This is a genomic window from Chloroflexota bacterium (assembly GCA_016219275.1).
Classification (GTDB): Bacteria; Chloroflexota; Anaerolineae; order UBA4142; family UBA4142; genus JACRBM01.
In genome coordinates this window covers 33,113-51,987 of sequence record JACRBM010000068.1, presented here as the reverse complement: position 1 = coordinate 51,987, position 18,875 = coordinate 33,113, and the positions used below count along the sequence as shown (strand labels likewise).

General features: G+C 58.3%; 13 protein-coding genes. 7 read left to right on the top strand and 6 right to left on the bottom strand.

Going from position 1 to position 18,875, the window contains the following annotated elements; all coding sequences use genetic code 11:
• Positions 1–594: 594 nt before the first annotated feature.
• The 5 genes from HY868_19625 to HY868_19605 all read left to right on the top strand — a co-directional run bounded on the left by HY868_19625 (position 595) and on the right by HY868_19605 (position 7,795).
• Positions 595–2,241, top strand: coding sequence for a hypothetical protein (locus HY868_19625; protein ID MBI5304353.1), 1,647 nt, complete (start codon positions 595–597; stop codon positions 2,239–2,241).
• A gap of 101 nt (positions 2,242–2,342) precedes the next feature.
• Entirely contained in the window at positions 2,343–5,660 is a 3,318-nt protein-coding gene (locus HY868_19620) for an SUMF1/EgtB/PvdO family nonheme iron enzyme (protein ID MBI5304352.1), read from the top strand.
• 147 nt (positions 5,661–5,807) lie between these two features.
• Positions 5,808–6,083 (top strand): SUMF1/EgtB/PvdO family nonheme iron enzyme, encoded by a 276-nt coding sequence (locus tag HY868_19615; protein ID MBI5304351.1) that lies wholly within the window; start codon positions 5,808–5,810, stop codon positions 6,081–6,083.
• A 276-nt stretch (positions 6,084–6,359) separates the two neighbouring features.
• Positions 6,360–6,707 carry a diversity-generating retroelement protein Avd gene (gene avd, locus HY868_19610; GenBank protein MBI5304350.1) on the top strand — a complete coding sequence of 116 codons (348 nt, stop codon included), beginning with the start codon at positions 6,360–6,362 and terminating at the stop codon, positions 6,705–6,707.
• Complete coding sequence (locus HY868_19605; GenBank protein ID MBI5304349.1) at positions 6,617–7,795, top strand: RNA-dependent DNA polymerase; 1,179 nt, start codon at positions 6,617–6,619, stop codon at positions 7,793–7,795. Before avd ends, HY868_19605 begins: the two co-directional genes overlap by 91 nt.
• 179 nt (positions 7,796–7,974) lie before the next feature.
• Here the strand turns inward: HY868_19605 and HY868_19600 are convergent, their stop codons facing one another.
• The 5 genes from HY868_19600 to HY868_19580 form a co-directional block, all read right to left on the bottom strand.
• A complete protein-coding gene (locus tag HY868_19600) occupies positions 7,975–9,612 on the bottom strand; it encodes a hypothetical protein (GenBank protein ID MBI5304348.1) in 1,638 nt (545 codons plus the stop codon).
• A gap of 53 nt (positions 9,613–9,665) precedes the next feature.
• Positions 9,666–10,346 (bottom strand): hypothetical protein, encoded by a 681-nt coding sequence (locus HY868_19595; protein ID MBI5304347.1) that lies wholly within the window; start codon positions 10,344–10,346, stop codon positions 9,666–9,668.
• Between the two features lie 82 nt (positions 10,347–10,428).
• Positions 10,429–11,853, bottom strand: coding sequence for a B12-binding domain-containing radical SAM protein (locus HY868_19590; protein MBI5304346.1), 1,425 nt, complete (start codon positions 11,851–11,853; stop codon positions 10,429–10,431).
• Complete coding sequence (locus tag HY868_19585) at positions 11,843–13,279, bottom strand: B12-binding domain-containing radical SAM protein (protein MBI5304345.1); 1,437 nt, start codon at positions 13,277–13,279, stop codon at positions 11,843–11,845. The genes HY868_19590 and HY868_19585 overlap by 11 nt, the downstream gene beginning before the upstream one ends.
• Before the next feature lies 1 nt (position 13,280).
• Positions 13,281–13,781 carry a hypothetical protein gene (locus tag HY868_19580; protein MBI5304344.1) on the bottom strand — a complete coding sequence of 167 codons (501 nt, stop codon included), beginning with the start codon at positions 13,779–13,781 and terminating at the stop codon, positions 13,281–13,283.
• 181 nt (positions 13,782–13,962) lie between these two features.
• Between HY868_19580 and HY868_19575 the strand changes: the two genes are divergently transcribed.
• Positions 13,963–14,694, top strand: coding sequence for a response regulator transcription factor (locus tag HY868_19575; protein ID MBI5304343.1), 732 nt, complete (start codon positions 13,963–13,965; stop codon positions 14,692–14,694).
• A 34-nt stretch (positions 14,695–14,728) separates the two neighbouring features.
• The gene (locus HY868_19570) at positions 14,729–16,816 is read left to right on the top strand and encodes a hypothetical protein (protein MBI5304342.1); all 2,088 of its coding nucleotides are present in this window, start codon (positions 14,729–14,731) and stop codon (positions 16,814–16,816) included.
• On the opposite strand, the gene HY868_19565 is transcribed toward HY868_19570, so the two are convergent.
• Complete coding sequence (locus tag HY868_19565) at positions 16,809–18,869, bottom strand: hypothetical protein (GenBank protein ID MBI5304341.1); 2,061 nt, start codon at positions 18,867–18,869, stop codon at positions 16,809–16,811. The genes HY868_19570 and HY868_19565 overlap by 8 nt on opposite strands.
• Between the last annotated feature and the right edge of the window lie 6 nt (positions 18,870–18,875).

The following is an 18,875-nucleotide window of genomic DNA, read 5'->3' as shown; positions in this document are numbered from 1 at the left end:
TGAACAAATAAACGGCGAGAACGACAATGCCGCTACGATATGTGGCGGCATTTTTCTTTTGAAATCAAAGTGTAGCGCAAGTTTCCAACTTGCGAGATGGACAAGTTAGAAACTTGTCCGACACGTGGCCCAAGTTTCCAACTTGCGAGAGGGACAAGTTAGAAACTTGACCGACCCGTGGCGCCAGTTTCCAACTTGCGAGATGGACCAGTTAGAAACTTGTCCCACACGTGGCGTAAGTTTCCAACTTGCGAGATGGACACGTTAGAAACTTGTCCCACACGTGGCGCAAGTTTCCAACTTGCGAGATGGACAAGTTAGAAACTTGTCCCACACGTGGCGCAAGTTTCCAACTTGCGAGATGGACAAGTTAGAAACTTGTCCTACAAGTGGCGCAAGTTTCCAACTTGCGAGATGGACACGTTAGAAACTTGTCCCACACGTGGCGCAAGTTTCCGATTTGCGAGATGGACAAGTTAGGAATTTGTTCCACACGTGGCGCAAGTTTCCAACTTGCGAGATGGACAAGTTAGAAACTTGTCCTACACGTGGCGCAAGTTTCCAACTTGCGGCAACATTCCAAAGGAGGTCGCGATGCTCGATGGTGGTCATCTGGTCGCGCGCATGTTGAAGCAAGAAAACGTGGATACGGTGTTCACGTTGTGCGGCGGACACATCATGCCGATTTACAACGGCTTGCTCGACGAGGACATCCGCATCGTGGATTTTCGCCACGAGCAAGCCGCGGCGCACGCGGCGGACGCGTACGCGCGGCTCACACGCAAACCTGGGATCGCGATTGTGACGGCAGGCGTGGGTGTGACCGACGCGGTGACCGGCATCGCGAACGCGTATCAAGCCGATTCGCCGGTGCTCGTCATCGGCGGGCAAGCGCCGAGCGATCAATTCGAAATGGGTTCACTGCAAGAACTGGATTCCGTTTCACTCCTCGCGCCGATTACGAAATGGTCGCGCGCCGTTTTGCACACGCGGCGCATTCCGGAATTCTTGTCCATCGCGTTTCGGCAGATGTTCGCCGGGCGATTTGGTCCGGCGTTTCTCGAAATTCCGATTGACGTTTTGCTCGGCGTGGCGGAAGATGCCGAAATCGAAATCCCGACGAATTATCGCGCGACGACCGCGCCGCGCGGCGATGCGAACGCGATTGCGCGCGCCGCCGCGTTGCTCGAACGCGCGGAACGTCCCGCGCTGATCGCCGGTTCCGAAATCTGGTGGAGCGATGCAAGCGACGCGCTCGCGCGGTTCGCGGAACGCGCGAACGTGCCGGTCTATCTCAATGCGATGGGACGCGGCGCGTTGCCGCCGAATCATCCGTACCTGTTCACCGCGTCGCGCAAACACGCGCTCGCAAACGCGGACGTGATTCTCGTCGTCGGCGCGCCGCTCGATTTTCGACTGGGGTACGGCAAGTCACCCACGTTCAATGACGCGGCGAAAATTGTCAACGTCAGCGCCGAGCCGCGCGAACTGGGTCGCAATCGCGGGGTGGATGTGGGCATTGTCGGCGATGTGCGATTAGTACTGCAAGATTTGGCAGACGCATTTCCCTCAGTTCCCTTTGTTCCCTCTTTACCCTGGTTAAAGGCACTGAGGGAACTTGAGAGAACTCTGGGAGCGAAACTTGAGGCGCTGATGAACTCGGATGTGATGCCGATTCATCCGATGCGTCTCGCGAAAGAAATTCGCGATGTGCTCGACGATGATTCGATTGTGATTGGCGACGGTGGCAACATCGTGTCGCAAGCATCCAAAGTCATCAACGTGGCGAAACCCGGACACTGGCTCGACCCAGGACGCTTTGGTTGTCTCGGCGTCGGCGTGCCGTTTGCGATTGCCGCGAAACTCGTGCATCCAAAATCGTCCGTCGTCATCATCAACGGCGACGGCGCGTTCGGGTTGAACGGATTCGAGTTTGACACTGCGGTGCGATTCAACTTGCCGATGGTGTCGGTGGTGGGCAACGACGCGGCGTGGGGACAGATTCGCGGACCGCAGTTGAATTTCTACGGCGCGGATCGTGCGGTCGCGTCCGCTCTCGCGCTGTCGCGGTACGACGAGGTCGTGCGTGCGCTCGGCGGGCACGGCGAGTACGTCGAGGAACCGCGCGAGATTCGCCCCGCGCTCGAACGCGCGCTTGCGTCCGGCAAGCCCGCGTGTGTGAACGTTCGGATTGACGCGGAAGCGAACGCGGCGGTGAGCGCGAATTCGATGGTGGTGTAATTTGGAGGTTGGAAGTTGGAGCTTGGAGATTGGAGATTTTGTTCCGCCAAGCAAAAATTGAAAATCGGAAATCCAAAATCGAAAATTCCCGCGAGGTGGGTATGCCAAAGACGATTACCGAAACTGAATTGCGTGTGTTCCTGGCTTCGCCCGGCGATGTAAAAGAGGAACGCGAACGCGTGGCGCGCGCGGTGAACGAGATGAACGCCAAAGGCGGCGCGGCGCAAATTGCCGGTGTCCGTCTCAAACTTTGGCGCTGGGAGACATACGTTGCGCCGGATGTGGGGCGACCACAACAAGTGGTTTTCGATCAACTTTCGCCGGACGAGTGGGATATTTTTGTCGGCATTCTGTGGCAACGTTTTGGGCAACCCACCGACACGAATGATCCGCGCACGAACGAGCCGTACCTCTCCGGCACGGAGGAGGAGTTTCAAGCGGCGTACCGACAACGCGCAACGCGCGGGGATGGTTTTCCCAAAGTGATGTTTTACCGTTGCGCGCGCCCGGTAGATATTACTAGCTCGCAATTCAATATTGAACAAGTAGGGCGCGTCAACAAATTCTTTGACGGGTTTTTGCCCAGTGGCGTGCATCCCGGCTTGGTGTTCACCTTTAACACGCCGGAGGATTTTGAACGATTGGTGCGCCAACATCTGGGAATGTGGATTGATGCGCTAATCAAGTCGCAACGCGCCGCGCCGGTTCCCGCTTCGACCGCGCCAGTGCCGCCCGCGCCACGCGCGCCGAGCGACGCAGATCGCCAAGCCGCCTTGACGCGCTATCTCAAAAATCTGCAACGCGCCTGCAACGCACTCCCACTCGCTGCCATTGCCGATGATGCCGATGTGCATCGCCGCGCGGATGTTACACTCGACCGCGTGTACATCGCGCTCGACACGACGACGCGCGTGCCGTTGACCGACGAGGAAAAGAAACAACGCCAAGACCGAGCGGCATTTCCCGGGCGCGATGACGCGCGCGCGGTTTCCGTGCTTGAAGCGGCGGATAAAAATGCGCGCTTGGTCATCACCGGCGACCCAGGTTCGGGCAAGTCGTCGTTCGTCAACCATTTAGCGGCGGCGTTGATTGCCGCGCGGTCGGATCGCGCGAAATTGCCGGCGCAATGGACGCACGGCGCGCGGTTGCCAGTGCGCGTGCTCTTGCGCGAATTGGCGGCGAGTCTGCCGGACGAAAAAGAATTACAACCGCTCGCGACCGAGCAACGCGAACGTGCGTTTTGTAACGCGGTGCGCGCGCACATCAGCCAAATGGTGGACAAGATATTTGAAGCCGCCGCCGCCGCGTCACTGGTGCTGGATGCGCTCGACGCCGGCGAAGGACTCGTTATCTTTGACGGTTTGGATGAGGTTGCGCCAGAACGTCGCTGGCTTGCGCGTCAAGCGGTCGAAGCGTTTGCGGCGCACTATCGCGACAATCGCTTTCTGGTGACGTGCCGCATCCGTTCGTATCAAAACGACGCGCGGCTTGCCGCGTTTACAGACGTGACAATTGCGCCGTTCGACGACGACAAAATCAAAACGTTTGTGCGCGCGTGGTACGGCGCGCTCGCCGATTTGGGGCAGATGCCGCGCGACCGCGCCGACCGACGCGCCGACGATTTGGAAATCGCCGTCGCGCGTTTGACCGAACTCGCGCAGACGCCGCTGTTGCTCACGACGATGGCGGTCGTGCACACCGCGCAGGTGGAATTGCCGCGCGAACGCGCCGTGTTGTATCAACGGTGCGTCGAAATTCTTTTGCGGCGTTGGCACAAGCACAAGCAAGGCGAATCGCCGGTGCTGACCGAACTGGGTCTTTCCGAAGCCGCGTTGCTCGAAGCGTTATGGGGCGTCGCGTTTGAAGCGCACACGCGCGGCAAGAAAAATGAAGCGGTGGATTTGCCGAAAAACGATGTCGTCAAGATTCTCGCCAAAAAAATGAACGGCAGTTACGCGAATGCGGAACGTTTTTTGGGGCACGTGGACGAACGCGCCGGATTGTTGGTGGGGCGCGGCGGAGTAGATCAAGCCGAGCCGGTGTACACGTTCGCCCATCGGACGTTTCAAGAATTTCTCGCGGGATGTTACCTCGCACTGGGCGAACGTGGTTTTGGACGGCAACTCCGCAATCGCTTGGGCGAGGGTGATAAATGGGCGCTCGCGGCGCAACTGGGCGCAGAGCATTTGTTGTACAGTCCGGGCGGCGACAAGTACAAGGTGCTCGACGCGCTGTACGAACTGTGTCCGACGCCAGAGCCGCGCGATGACAATGATTGGCGCGGCATCGTGTGGGCGGGCAACATCGCGGCAGAAATGGGCAAGGACGCAATTCGCGCGGACACTGACACGCGCGAAGGCGGCGACGTGTTCCTCCAACGGCTCATCCCGCGCTTGGGTGCGTTGCTCGAGCATGGCTTGCTCGCGCCGCTCGAACGCGCCGAAGCCGGCGTTGCGCTCGCCAAGTTGGGCGACCCGCGTCCCGGTGTTTCCACCCTTCCCCTGCGCGCGGGAGAAGGGCTGGGGATGGCGGTTCCTGATATTGTGTGGTGCGAAATCCCGGCGGGACCCTTCACGATGGGGAGCGATAAAAAGCGCGACAAGATGGCAAGCGATGACGAAACTCCGCAACACGAAGAAAAGAGTATCACGCGCGCGTACCTCATCGGTAAATATCCGGTGACAAACGCCCAGTTCAACGCGTTTGTAAACGTGGGTGGGTATTGCGACGCGCGATTTTGGCAAGAGGCAATCGCCGCGGGCTGGTGGAACGATGGCAAGTTCAAGGGACGCTGGGATAACGAACCGCGTGAGCGTCAAGTTGATTATCCATCCCCGTTCAACTTGGACAATCATCCGGTTGTAGGTGTGTCGTGGTACGAAGCCGTTGCTTTTTGCCGGTGGCTGACGGAAAGAATTCGGAATTCGGAATTCAGAATTCAGAATAATGGTATCCGGGATTCGATTTTGCAATCCGCGATTCGCAACTCGCAACTCGCGATTCGTTTGCCTACCGAAGCCGAATGGGAAAAAGCCGCGCGGGGAACAGACGCACGTATCTATCCGTGGAATGGTGAACTAACTCCGCAACACGCGAATTATGCCGAGACAAAAATTGGTGCGACGAGTGCGGTTGGAATCTTTCCGCAAGGTGTGTCGCCGTACGGATGCACGGATATGGCGGGCAATGTTTGGGAATGGTGTCAGACCAAGTGGTTCGGAAATTACAAGGATTACTTGAAACAAGCGAAGGGTCGCGAATCGCTTGAAGGTGATGTTCCCCGCGTGTTGCGCGGCGGCTCGTGGGACCTCAATCAGCACTTCGTCCGCGCGGCGTGTCGCCTCTGGGCCCATCCCGACGACTGGAGTGACGGCTTCGGTTTTCGCGTTGTGGCGGGTCGTCCTGACTCTGAACTCTGATCCCTCTGAAACTCTGGGACTCTGAAGGAAGGGGGTCTGGGGGAAACTAAGTTTCCCCCAGCGCGCGGAGGGAATTACAACGGACAAGATCGAAAGTAACGGACAATGTTCCCGAAAATATTGTGCGCGTGAAAACAGTTTGCTCTAATTTGCCACGCGGCGTGTCTTGTGCTACATTCGCTCCGCATCCATCTGGGTGCAGGGCTGACCGGAAACGAAACCCGCGTGTTGCGCGGCGGCTCGTGGAACAACAATCAGAACAACGTCCGCGCGGCGTGTCGCAACAGGAACCATCCCAACAACAGGAATGACAACATCGGTTTTCGCGTTGTGGCGGGTCGTCATGGCTCTCCGATCAAAACCTTCGCGGTTGTCAAGACCGCGAAGGTTTGGTTTGCCAGAAATGCGGTGCGTCAGGCGTAGGGCAAATCTCTGATTTGCCTCACGCGCGATTCGCCGCCGCGGTGTGAGAGCCAGCGCGGTCAAGTCCTGTCCGCGCGCACAGTACGACCTTCCAGGTCTCCCAGACCTGGAAGGTCTCTATCCACGCCGGACGAATATCAACGTGTCCGCGCCCTGGGCAAACGCCTTGGCGTGGGCAACGTAGGGGCGGGTTTGCCCCGCCCAGTCTGTGGCTGAATGACCCCGCCCAGTCTGTGGGCTGATGACCCCGCCCCTACAAATTTTTGGAGAACCCCAATGAACTCACGCGCCGAAATGCCGATCTTTACGCGCACGTTCGATTTTATCACGTGGCTGTTGCCGATGACGAATCATTTTCCGCGCGCACATCGTTTCACGTTCACGCAACGCTTGCTCGACGCCGCGTTCGATTTGAGTGAACGCTTGAACGAGGCGAACTATCGGCACGGCAAAGCGCGGTTGGAACGGTTGGATCGCGCGGACGAATCGCTCGACAAGGTGCGGTTGTATCTGCGGCACGCCGCGCGTTGGGAATGGCTGACCGCCGGACAATATCAACACGCCGCCGAAATGGTTGCCGAGATCGGACGCTTGCTCGGCGGCTGGCGCAAGGTGAGTGCGTAGGGGGCGAGCGAGCCGCTCGCCGCTACAAAGCGACGATGTACACCGAATTGTGTTCCTGGGATAACCTTTTGTTCGCGTACCGTCGCGCCGCCAAAGGCAAGCGCGGTCAGCCGCCCGCCGCCGCGTTCGAGTACCGGCTCGAAGACAACTTGCTCGCGTTGCAACGCGAACTGCGCGACCAAACGTACCAGCCCGGCGCGTACACCAGTTTTTACATCCACGAACCCAAACGACGGTTGATCTCTGCCGCGCCGTTCCGCGACCGCGTCGTCCATCACGCGCTCTGCCAGCTCATCGAACCGGTTTTCGAGCGGTCGTTCATCTTCGATTCGTACGCGAATCGCAAGAAGAAGGGAACGCATCGCGCGTTGGATCGCGCGCAGGAATTCGCGCGGCGGTATCGGTACGTTTTGCAGTGCGATCTGCGTCAGTTCTTTCCCTCGATTGACCACGCGATTCTGCGCGCGACGCTCGCGCGGAAAATTAACGACGCGCAAGTATTGTGGCTGATTGACCAGATTCTCGCCAGCGGCGTCGGCGTCTTGTCCGACGAGTACGCGATGACCTGGTTTCTCGGCGATGATTTGTTCGCGGTGAATCGCGCGCGCGGGTTGCCCATCGGCAATCTGACGTCCCAGTTTTGGGCGAACTGCTATCTCAATCCTTTCGATCATTTTGTAAAACGGGAACTGAAATGCGAGGGATATGTTCGTTACGTGGACGATTTTTTGCTCTTTGCGGACGAGAAAACAAATTTGTGGAATTGGAAGAACGCGATCATCAAACGCCTGGCGCAATTACGCGTGACCTTGCACGAAAATACCGCGCAGGCGCGCCCGGTTACGACGGGGATGCCGTTTCTTGGATTTACGATTTACCCAACGCATCGCCGGCTGAAGCGGCGTAACGGCATCGCGTTCCAACGCCGCTTGTGCGAGCGGATGCGCGAGTATGCTGTTGGACGCATTTCTCTCGATTGCCTTACGGCTTCAGTGTTGGGCTGGGTCAATCACGCGCGCTTTGGCGATACGCGCGGTTTACGCCGTGCGGTGCTATTTGCCGCGCGCGTGCCGAAACAGTTTGCGTGAGTAGGGCAAATTTCCAGATTTGCCGAGACTGTACCAAGCCCACCGACGTTTTGTTAATTCACCGCCGAGAAGCAGAGCGCAGAGTTTTTCAAGATTCGCAGAGCGTCCGTGTTCTCCGCGCCTCTGCGGTAAAATTGAGAGGTGTTTCGGTAGCGATGCTACACTATCGGTTTAGTGCGTTATTTCTGGACAAATGGCAACATCAATTTCGACGTGCCGAGCGTAAACGAATCGGTATACGACGCATAGTTGCCAACGGTGTTCAGTGTTTGAATCTCGATGGTATGCGCGCCTTCAGACAATGATGCTGTTGCCACCGTAAAGTTTTCGGTATAGTAATTGAACGCGCCATCGCTTGGTACGCCGTTGAGCCACGTGCCGCCATCCATGCGATAACGCACTTGCGTGATTTTGTTGACGGACATCGCGGAATACACCGGCGATGCAAACGCGATGTCGGTCGCGCTGCCGCTGTACGTCATCGGGAATCCTGCGCGCGGTGTGGACGTGCGCGACGCGCTCATCTGCACGGTCGTGTCGCCGACATCGTAAATGCCATCGCCATCGCTATCGCGCCACCCCACTTGTCCGCGCACCGGCGTCGAGATGAGATAACTGGGATACGCGATTTGCTGGTTCGACGCGCTCCGCATTATCGAAGTTTCCGTTGCCGGCGTGCCGTTCTCACAATTCGTGTTCGCGATGTTGAGATAGCCGCTCGTCTCCGTGTCCGTACACCCGCTCGACGCGTACTCGTCCAAACCATTAAAGATGTGCGAGGTCTCGTGCGCGGCGACCATCTCCATGCGACTGATGCCCCAACCATCATTGTCGTACGTCATCACCATGAAGGGACCGCCGAGGTACGCGTACGCAAAATAACCGTCGGCGAACAAACCATTGCTATCGTTGATGCTGTTCGCGACAAAGATGCTGTACGCCCAATCGCGCCCGAATGTCGTGCGCCGCGCGTGATCGTACGAACGGACGGCGCTCCAATAGTTGCCAGAGTAACCCAGGTTCGTCATCACTTGCCCGATCCACAAGCCCTCGTCGTCGGTAGTGCGATTGATCGGTTCGTATCCGGTCGCGACGATGCTGGGTTCGTTGAAGGGCGTGTGAAAGACGATATTGAAACTCAGGTTCGCCGAAGGACGACCGCCTTGCGTCGCGGCAAGCACCCACCAATTCAACGCGGCGGTAATTTCGCTGACGACGGAATCGCGCGCAGTTGTCGTCCAATTTTCAGTGTTCGCGTCAATCGTCCCGTTGCTCTCGACGAGAAACACATCTACTTGGACGCTGCCGAACGCGAACATGCTTGTGTAGTAACTTGACGGCGGTGCGCTAACCGAATGAACTCCGCGCGGCGGCGCATCGGACGCGATGCGCGTATCGTTAATGAGGTCACTCCCAGGGGGGAGTTCTTGGCGCGGCGCGCGCGCTTTCGCGCGCAGTCCGTTCCACGCGCGCGCCGCAAGCTCGGCTTGCGCGTCATAATCGCGCGCGATCAGGTCGGCGTCGGCGGTGTCTGTGACGATCGCGCGGATGTGCGCCTGCCCGACCCAGTTCGCGTCGTTCGGCACGCGCGCGAGCAACGCATGTGGCGCAAACGTCACCGTCACTCGACCGCCCTGCGCGCGGATGAACGCGACGGCTTGATCCATCATCGCGATGTTGTCGGCATCGAGCAGGACGAACGCGTCGGACAGCGTGGTCGTGGCGTGTAAAGTTGAAGGCGAGACGCGTACAAGGGCTAACGCACACATGGTGAGCGCGAGCAGTGCGCGCGCGGTGGGGTTTCGGAAATGGGTCATGGCTTGCCTCGCGCGGTAGTATACCGGTTGCGCGCGCGGCAAGTCAATAGGATTTACTTCGTATCCGCCAATGCGGTTGCGCGGACGCGTGGCAAATTCAGCAACATACTGATCACCGGCATCGCCATCAACGCGAGCGCGAGCGCGAACAAACTCCAATCGAATGTCGTGGGCAGTACGTTGCGAATCGCGCGTTCACCCGCGCCGAGCGCGTGAATCGCGTCGCGCATGAACGCGTAGAGCGCGAGCAGCGCGCCGACCATACTCGCGAGCCACGCGACACGCGACGGACCGCCATCATCGCGCGCGACGAGTGTGCCGCCGACGATCATCAACGCGGCGACAAGCGCGGGCGCGAGTACCGGACCCCACCACGGCAGCGGCAACAAAAAGAGAATGTCCCAATCGAACACAGAGCGGGGCCAACCAGACATGGGCGCGAGAAAGATATAGTAAAAAATGTCCCACACGCCGAACGCGATCACAGAGTACGCGAGCCGACTGCGCCAGGTTTTGCCGGCGAGCGCGCCGACGGTCAGCAACATCACGAGCGTTGCGATCTCGCGACCCAGTTCGATTTGACCCAACCCGCCGAACATGGGCAACGGATTCGGTTGATACGGTTCGATGCGATCAATCAACGTTCGCAAATAAACGACGACCGCGGATTCGACCCACGCCATCGCGATGGCGTACAGGACGACGACGAACCAACGCGTTTTGGTATTCAACATTTCACCCTCATCCCGGATATTTTCAAATGACCGCCGACGACCGACCGCAGACCGCGGCGGTCGGTGGTCGGCCGTCGGCAGTTTACATCGCTTGTGCGACGCGCACAGCGGTGCCAACCAATTCGATGAACTCGGAGGACGCGCGCGTCGTCTGCTCGACGAACGGACCGATGCGTGTAGGTGCGGCGATGTGCCGCGCGTCCATCGGCGCGTTGCCGCGCAGCGCCTTGAGTCCGTAGAATCCATTCATCGCGAGCGACAAGCACTGCGCGCCGAATCGCAAACGCGGCGCGTGTCGGGCGAGGCGCGTCGCAATATGCGCCGGCGAGAACGCGGTGTACCACAACTCGCGATGGGCGGCGAGCAGTTCGCTCGCGCTCATCTGGCGCGGTTGAAACGCGACGTTGTAGCCGTTATAGTACTGCCAGCCGCGTTCGCGCAACAAACGATTCTGCGCTTCGAGCGACTCGTAGAGCGGCGTGCCTTTGTACGGCGTGAGCACGCTGAGGAACGGCACGTCCACGCCAATCTCGCGCAAGCGTTGCGCCATCTCGACGATGCTCTCGCGCGTGTCGCCGTCGAATCCCGCGATGAATCCCGCCATCACTGCGATGCCGCGCGCGTGCATCGCTGCGATCGCGTTTTTGTATTCCTCGATTTTGTTCTGGCGTTTGTTCGCGTCCTTGAGCGATTCGCTGCCGAAACTCTCGATGCCGAAAAAGACGCCGATGCACCCGGATTGTTTCATCAAGTTGAGCAGTTCTTCGTCGCGCACAATATCCATGCTCGCCTGCGTCAGCCACCACTTGTTCAGCGGAATCATCGCGCGCAATAGTTCTTTGATGTACGCGCGTTTCGCGGTGAGGTTGTCGTCCCAGAACCACACGACCTTGCGTTGCCACCCCTGCTTGAACGCGTCGTACCGAACATCGCGCAGAACGTCCGCGACGGGGCGCATGCGAAAACCTGGGTTGATCGCGGGCACGGAACAAAACGAGCAACTGAACGGACAACCGCGCGTCGCCTGCACGACGCGGTGCACGAAAAATCGCGGCGAGAGCAGATCGTAACGCGGCGTCGGTAGATTCTCAAGCGAGGTTGGCGTGCCAAAGTATTTTGGCTGCAACGCGCCGCGTTCGGCATCGTCGAGCAGTTGCGTCCACACCGATTCGGCTTCGCCGATCACAACCGCATCGCATCCGTGCGCGAGCGCCTCGTCTGCCCAAAACGTGACGTGCGGTCCACCCGCGATGACACGTTTACCGCGCCGCTTGAATTCGCGCGCGAGCCGGTACGCTTCGGGCGCGAACCCGGAAAAGAACGACAGCGCGATCAAATCGGCATCCGTATCGAGATCAATCCGCTCGACCTGCTGATGAATCACGCGAACGCGATGACGCGCGGGTGTGAGCGCGGCGAGATGAATGCCGGTAATCGGCGGAACAAAATTGTATTCGTGTCCGTGTTTGTATCGTTGCATGTAAACGACGATGATGTCAATGTCCATTGGCGGCTCCTTCGACTAGTTTCCAGGTCTCCGTCTTTTCGGGTTGGTGCATGGCAGCACGTGCATGAACCTCGCTGGTCAGCCCGAAATAGTAACCCAGGTTGCGTGGAATGTTCCACCACAACCCAGTCTGGCTGATTGCCAATCGTTTTATGATGTGACTGGGCGCATAGAACTGGGTCTTTGCCCATTCGTACCCAGCCATCAATTCGTCGGGCGTCATTTGTTTCGGACGAAAGACGACGTGTGTTTTGCCATTGTAATGTCGCCAATCGCGATCAATGATACGACCTTCGGTTTCAAGTTTGTGGAGCGCCGGCGTTCCTGGGAATGGCGCCATCAAGCTGATCGTCGCGTTGTCTAGCCCGATCTCGCCCAGTAGGTCTACCGTGCGCGCAAACGTGTCGCGGTCGTCGCCGTCAAATCCAAACATGACGCCGGCTTGCAATGCGATGCCGTAACGATGAAAGTGTTGCAGAAGATGGCGATAGCCGCCGACGTGATTGTGCCTCTTGCCAGTTCCATCCAAGCTGGATTGGTTCACGCTCTCCAACCCGACGAAGAGGGCTTGGCAGCCGCTCTTGGCGGCGAGTTGTAAGAATTCGTCGTCGCGGATAGATTCCATCGTGGTCTGGCTAGTCCACCAACGGTTCAACGGAGCGAGCGCGCGGAACAATTCTTTGGCGTAACGCGCATTGGCGCCGATGTTGTCATCCCAAAAGACCACGCCCTTGTCCGGTTTGGCGGCGATTTCCGCGACTACCTCTTGTACCGGACGCAAGCGAATCCGGTTCGCCTGCGGATAGATCAGGGGGATGCTGCAATAATCGCATTCGCGTGGACAACCACGCGTGGCAATCATGGGTATTTTGGTTGCCCACCATTTGTTCCAACCGCCGTTCTGAATCAAGTCGCGCCGAGAATGCGGCAACCCGGCAAGACGGGCTGGCGTTGGACAGCGGTAAATCTTTGCGCCGTTGGGCAGGACTTGTACGTTTGCGCCGGTTTCCGAGTGAATGAGGTGTGTGCCGATGGCATAGCGCGTTGCGCGTTCAAAATCTTGGACGACGCGTGCCCACACTGGCTCTGCTTCGCCAACGACGACGATGTTCGCGTGGCTAGCTACTTCGTACGGCAACAGTGTCGCGTGCGGACCGCCCATCACGACAGGCGTTCCATGCGCGCGAAATGCTTCGGCGAGTGCATACGCGTGAGGCGCGCCCGGCGTTGCCGCCGTTATGCCGACCAAGTCATACTGGTGATGCGTGTCCACGGGCTGAACGATTTCATCCGTGTGGGTGATATTCCATTGGGGCGGTGTCAATGCGGCGAGCAACGGCATCGTCAATTGTGGAAAGCGGATCAATTCATGTGAGCGCGCGTCAAGCGTCAGCGGGTCTTCGGCGGTGACAAGCAACAATCTCATTCTAAAAGTTTCCTTTTAGTAATTCAGCGAGGCGCAAAATGTCGCGGCGAACGAACCACAAGGGAATGATCCCAAACACACCAAACGAGCAATCCACCAATGTCCAGAAAAACGGAATGCCGCGAATCGGATTCATAATGACCGCGAGCGGGATAACCAACACGCACGCGATCATTCCCCACTCGATGACCCAGATATTTCGTACGGGGTTTTTGAGTGGACCCACAAACGCAATCGCGATAACGATGTGCGCGAACGCCAACCAATCGGTGCCATAGGCAAGGAACGGATAGTTGCGATACGTTTCTTGAATTCCACGATTGACGAGCGAAACCCATACAATCAGCGGCGGAATCTGAACCGGGATTGTGCGCACGATTTGATCGAGAATGCCGAGTTCCCATTCCAAAGGGAACGCAGTGAGTCCCGCTGCCAACAATGCGGCGATGAAAAAGACGAGCAATGCGCGGACGCGCATTTGCAATGCTTGGATTTGATTCATGGTGTTCTCCTCAGCGCAGAATTGTTCGGCGACCTGACGATATTCTAACATCTGCCGATTTTATCCGCTACCTCTCAAAACCGAAATTAACTGCACCCAAGTGCTTGACTTGGCGCGGTAATGCGGTACACTCAAGCCAAAACCCGAAGGGTCTCTGAGACTCTTCGGGTTTGGAGAGAATATGCTCAACCTCCTTCTCGTCGAGGACAATGAAAAACTCCGCGCCGCGTTGAAAGCCGGGATAGAGGCGACGCGCGAGATTCGCGTGACGCGCGATTGCGCGACCGGCGAAGATGCGCTCGCATACGCGCTCGATGCGTCGCCGGACGCGGTGTTGATGGACGTGCAACTGGCGAGCGAGTTGAATGGTATTCAAACCGCGATGGCGCTTCGCCGCGAACTGCCGCGCTTGCCCATCGTCTTTTATTCGATCCAAGACGACGACGCGTACTATCGCGATTTTCGGCGGTCGGGCATCCTCAGTCATTACGCGTACGTTCGCAAATCGAATTACCTTCTGCCGCAAATGATCGTCGGCTTATTGCGCGATGCGGTTGCGGGACGCAGTTTCATTGATCCGGAAATCGAAGCGCGTGTCCACGAGGTGCAACACAAGGACGAACACTCGCCGATGAATTTGCTCGAACCCGCCGAGCATGCCGTCGCGCAATTGCTCGCGCAAGGATTGACGAACGAGCAAATCGCCGCGCGGATGGGTTTCCGCGACAAGCGCACGATCAGCCGCATCAACGGACAAATCTACGCGCAGTGGGGGCTTGCCGATTCGACGACCGACGAAAAGGTCGCGCGCACGCGCGCCGCGATCATCGCGCGCGCGGAACGATTGATTACCTGGGACGACGCAGGCGTCGCGCGCGTGATGAACGAACGCGGCGAATGGATTGAGTTATGACGCGTGAATTACGAATTACGAATTACGAATTGCGATGACCGGCATTTATCTCCTCGACTGGTCGGCGCTTGCTGTTTCGATTCACAATACGATTCTGTTGTTGTGGCTCGCGCTCACGGTCGCGCTGAATGCCGAGCGACGCTCGCTCGGTATCGTGTTTGCGAGCGCGTCGCTTGTACTCGCGACCGCGTTCTTCGTCAGTCACACCGTCATCCTCGTCCTGGGTTTCTCCGCGCCGTCCGCGAATCTCGATGTGTGGTGGAACCTGGGTCTGTTCGCGGTGAGCGGTTTGCCGTTCGGTTGGTACCTCGTGACGCTCTGGTACGCCGGATTCTGGGAGACGCGCACACCGCGCTGGCATCAACGCGCGGCGCTCCTTGGGATTTCAGTTTTGAATCTCGTACAAGTTGCGTTGCTGATTGGCGCGAACCCTCTGCCGACGTTTGCGCGTGTGCTCAGACTCCAACTCGCGCGTACCTTTGAAATCAGCGGTGTTCCGATTTTGTTCCTCGTCTTTGCGCTAGATATTTTTCTCTGCGTGATTTTGTCGCTCGACGCGTTGCGTCACGCGTCGCCCGCCTCGCGCGCGATGAGCGAACTCGCGCGCACGCGTGCGCTCCCGTGGCTCGTCGCGACGAGCGGCGCGCTAATGTTGGTGAGCGGCTTGGTCGGGGCGTTGATCGCGTGGACGGTTATCGCGTTGCGTGCCGGATTCGCGCGTCTCGACACGATGACCGTCGTCGTCGCATGGTTCGATCTCATCATCGCGTTGCTCGTCGCGCTCGCGATCATTTTTGTCGGACAGGCGATCACGTTCTATGAATTGTTCACCGGCAAAATCCTGCCGCGGCGCGGTCTATTTCGCGAGTGGCGCAGCGCGGTGATTCTCGCGATGGGTTATGGCATGGTCATCGCGTTTGCCTTGATCACGCACATGCAGACGATTTACATCGTTTTGCTGACGCTCGCGCTGATGACGATTTTTTACGCGTTGTTCACGTGGCGCGCGTACCTCGAACGCGAACGGTACATCCGCGATTTGCGACCGTTCGTCACAAGCCAACGTCTGTACGACAACCTGGTCGCGCCGGTTTCACCCGCGGAACTCGACGCGGCGATTCCATTTCGCGCGCTCTGCCGCGATGTGCTGGGCGCGCGCGTCGCGCACCTCGCGCCGCTCGGACCGCTCGCGCCGCTCGTGCCCGCGCTTGCGTATCCGGAGCAGGCGAACTTTCCCGCGCCGACCGATCTCGCGCAATTCGATTCCGCGCAAGCGATGTGTGCGCCGATTGATCCGGCGCGCAATGGCGGCGCGCTCTGGGCGATTCCACTGTGGAGCGAGCGCGGGTTGATCGGCGTTTTGCGTTTAGGTGAAAAACTCGACGGCGGGTTGTACGCACAAGAGGAAATCGAAATCGCGCGCGCGAGCGGCGAACGATTGATTGACACCGCCGCGAGCGCGGAACTTGCGCGGCGGTTGATGGCGTTGCAACGCCAGCGGATGACCGAGACGCAATTGTTGGACCGCCGCGCGCGGCGCGTGTTGCACGACGACATTCTGCCGAAACTCCACGCGGCGATTCTGACGCTGGGTGATGTAAATCGCGATGCCACCGATTTGTTGGCAACCGCGCATCGCGAGACGTCAAACCTCTTGCGCGAGATGCCGACGAGCGCCGCGCCAGAAGTCGCGCGACTGGGCATCATCGGCGCGCTGAAGCAAAGCATCGCGGAGGAATGGTCGCGCGCGTTCGATTCAGTCGAGTGGGACATCGAGAAAAATGCGGAGCAAGCCGCGCGCGCTTTGCCGACGCTCACGGTGGAGACCCTGTTCTTCGCCGCGCGCGAAGCGATTCGCAACGCGGCGCGGTACGGGCGCGAGGATGACGCCGCGCGCGCGTTGCATTTGCAAATCGCCGTTCGCGCGCGCGACGCGTTTGAAATCGTCGTGCAAGACGATGGGATTGGGTTACACAAGACCAAAATATCCGACGAGGGCAGCGGACAGGGCTTGGCGCTGCACAGCGCGATGCTCGCGGTGGTTGGAGGCACACTGGCGATTGAATCGCGGGAAGGGACACGCGTAACGATTGCGTTACCGGGTCGTGGATTGGTTATTTAGAAATATCCGGCAGATAGTAGAATTCTAAAGTTCCACTTGGGGTCCCAGTCCTGGTAGGTGTACTGGTGGGTGTACTGGTGGGCGTGCCCGTCGCAGTGGATGTTGCGGTTGGTGTATTGGTCACGATTGACGTTGCAGTTGGTGTGTTGGTGGGGGTGTTGGTTGGTGTGTTAGTGCGTGTGTTGGTTGGTGTGTTAGTTGGTGTGTTGGTGGGAGTGTGAGTTGGTGTGTTAGTGCGAGTGTTGGTGGGGGTGTTGGTAGGCGTGTTAGTTGGTGTGTTTGTGCGTGTGTTGGTAGGCGTGTTAGTTGGTGTGTTGGTGGGAGTGTTGGTGGGCGTATTTGTCGCAGTGTTCGTTGCTGTCGGCGTCCTGGTTGGCGTGTTAGTTGGGGTATTGGTTGGGGTGGGTGTTGGCGTGGATGAAAAAATAAAGCTACCCCAGCGCGTTCCCCAGCGACCAGTCTCGCCATTGATGGGCGTGCCTGGTGTCAGGGCATACTCGTTGAAAATCCAAAATGTATTTTGGTCGGATGGATCGAGCGAGACGCCGCTGTAATCGCCCCAACGATTTCTGGTTCCCCCAAAGGTGCGTTCGTAAACCCCCTGTCCGGTTGCCAATGCCAGAACCGGTTGGACAGTTCCAGCCGAGTCGGTCGCGAGGCGTCCCGTGTAGTACGCCCCCGCGTATGTGTTCGAGCCAGATAGCGCGAACCCGATTGCCATGTTCCCAGATTGATCTACCGTAATCGAAGGGTAAAATGTGTACGCCGCTGCATCTATTTCGTTGCCGCCCACGTTGCCTTGATCGGCAATCGCAAGCGACGCGAGATTCGTCGTGTCCACGCGAAACCAATGTGCCGTCGCTTGACCGGCGTCGGAACCGGAAGGTGGAATGATTGTGGTTGACACCCACAAGGCATTGTTGCGCCAAACGACGTTCAGCGCGCGCCGGTCACCCGTGTCAATCAGCATCGCGCTTCCAGGTTGTGGCGCATCCGGCATGGTACTAATCGTCGTATTGTCAATGTTGCCCACGTTGACAAATTGGTGCGAAAACGTTGGCGTGCTTAAAGGATTGTCCACGCGAATGATGCTCAAGTATTCATTCGTGCCATCGCTAAAGCCGGAATAACGTACAAGAAAGGTGCCGACTCCGGCGGGAGGAGTGCCAAACATGTGCGTAGGTTGTGCCGTTGTCGCGCTTTGACCTACGGCGCCCGACGGATCGTACACACTCACGGACGCCGCGCCGCCAGCGTAAAAGGGTGTCTTGTTGATGATCCACAAGCGCGCACCGCCGTATGCTCCGCCGGTTCCAAAGCCGAACATATTCGCGGTCACATAAATTGCTTGACTATCCACCGCCAACCCAGGATAGTCTGCCCAGCGATCCAGTCCACCAAGATTGAGCATCGAATTGATCGCGGTCCAGTACCACGTACCGTTCGGATCGCTATCATCCGACACGGCGACCAGGATGCGTGACGAGTTCGATGCGTCGCCAGATGCCGTATCTGTTTTTTCCAACGCGAGCGCGATAAAGCGATTGTTGGATTGATCGTAAATGACTTTGGGGTCGAACAATCCGTTCACCGGCGCAAGATTCGCAAAGAAACTGCCTACCGCATTGCCCGTTGGAATCTTGCCGAGGCGTTGACTGTTTTGTTGAACGCCGGCTTTGGTGTGCCACTCGATTGACGTGTTGACGACTGAGACCACATGATTCAATCCAACTGCTCCGATTGGGTCGGGCGGAATGTAATACCAACCGCCATTGTTTGAACCATTTTCATCGAAATGGATGCCTTCGATAGTCGTGCCAAGCGGTGGAATGCGCGGCGCGCGGGCACGCGGAATCGAGCTCGGCGCCAGGTTCGAGAAAATAGCGCGGAGCGAATCATTGGGCACCGGACCAGTTGGCGCGTCAACCTGTGAAAGAATGATCGGTGCCTGGCTTTTGACCGCGTGTGGGAATGTGCTGATGAGTGTGATGAGGAGGCAAGCGGCGGCAAGGACCAGACTGGACCAATGCAGCCATCGAGGTTTTTGTCTCATGTGTTC

Excerpts from the sequence above, each read along its gene's own strand:
- HY868_19600 (MBI5304348.1), bottom strand. The coding sequence starts at position 9,612 with ATGACCCATTTCCGAAACCCCACCGCGCGCGCACTGCTCGCGCTCACC.
- HY868_19625 (MBI5304353.1), top strand. The coding sequence starts at position 595 with ATGCTCGATGGTGGTCATCTGGTCGCGCGCATGTTGAAGCAAGAAAAC.
- HY868_19595 (MBI5304347.1), bottom strand. The coding sequence starts at position 10,346 with ATGTTGAATACCAAAACGCGTTGGTTCGTCGTCGTCCTGTACGCCATC.
- HY868_19590 (MBI5304346.1), bottom strand. The coding sequence starts at position 11,853 with ATGGACATTGACATCATCGTCGTTTACATGCAACGATACAAACACGGA.
- HY868_19565 (MBI5304341.1), bottom strand. The coding sequence starts at position 18,869 with ATGAGACAAAAACCTCGATGGCTGCATTGGTCCAGTCTGGTCCTTGCC.
- HY868_19575 (MBI5304343.1), top strand. The coding sequence starts at position 13,963 with ATGCTCAACCTCCTTCTCGTCGAGGACAATGAAAAACTCCGCGCCGCG.
- HY868_19620 (MBI5304352.1), top strand. The coding sequence starts at position 2,343 with ATGCCAAAGACGATTACCGAAACTGAATTGCGTGTGTTCCTGGCTTCG.
- HY868_19605 (MBI5304349.1), top strand. The coding sequence starts at position 6,617 with ATGGCTGACCGCCGGACAATATCAACACGCCGCCGAAATGGTTGCCGA.
- avd (MBI5304350.1), top strand. The coding sequence starts at position 6,360 with ATGAACTCACGCGCCGAAATGCCGATCTTTACGCGCACGTTCGATTTT.
- HY868_19580 (MBI5304344.1), bottom strand. The coding sequence starts at position 13,781 with ATGAATCAAATCCAAGCATTGCAAATGCGCGTCCGCGCATTGCTCGTC.
- HY868_19585 (MBI5304345.1), bottom strand. The coding sequence starts at position 13,279 with ATGAGATTGTTGCTTGTCACCGCCGAAGACCCGCTGACGCTTGACGCG.
- HY868_19570 (MBI5304342.1), top strand. The coding sequence starts at position 14,729 with ATGACCGGCATTTATCTCCTCGACTGGTCGGCGCTTGCTGTTTCGATT.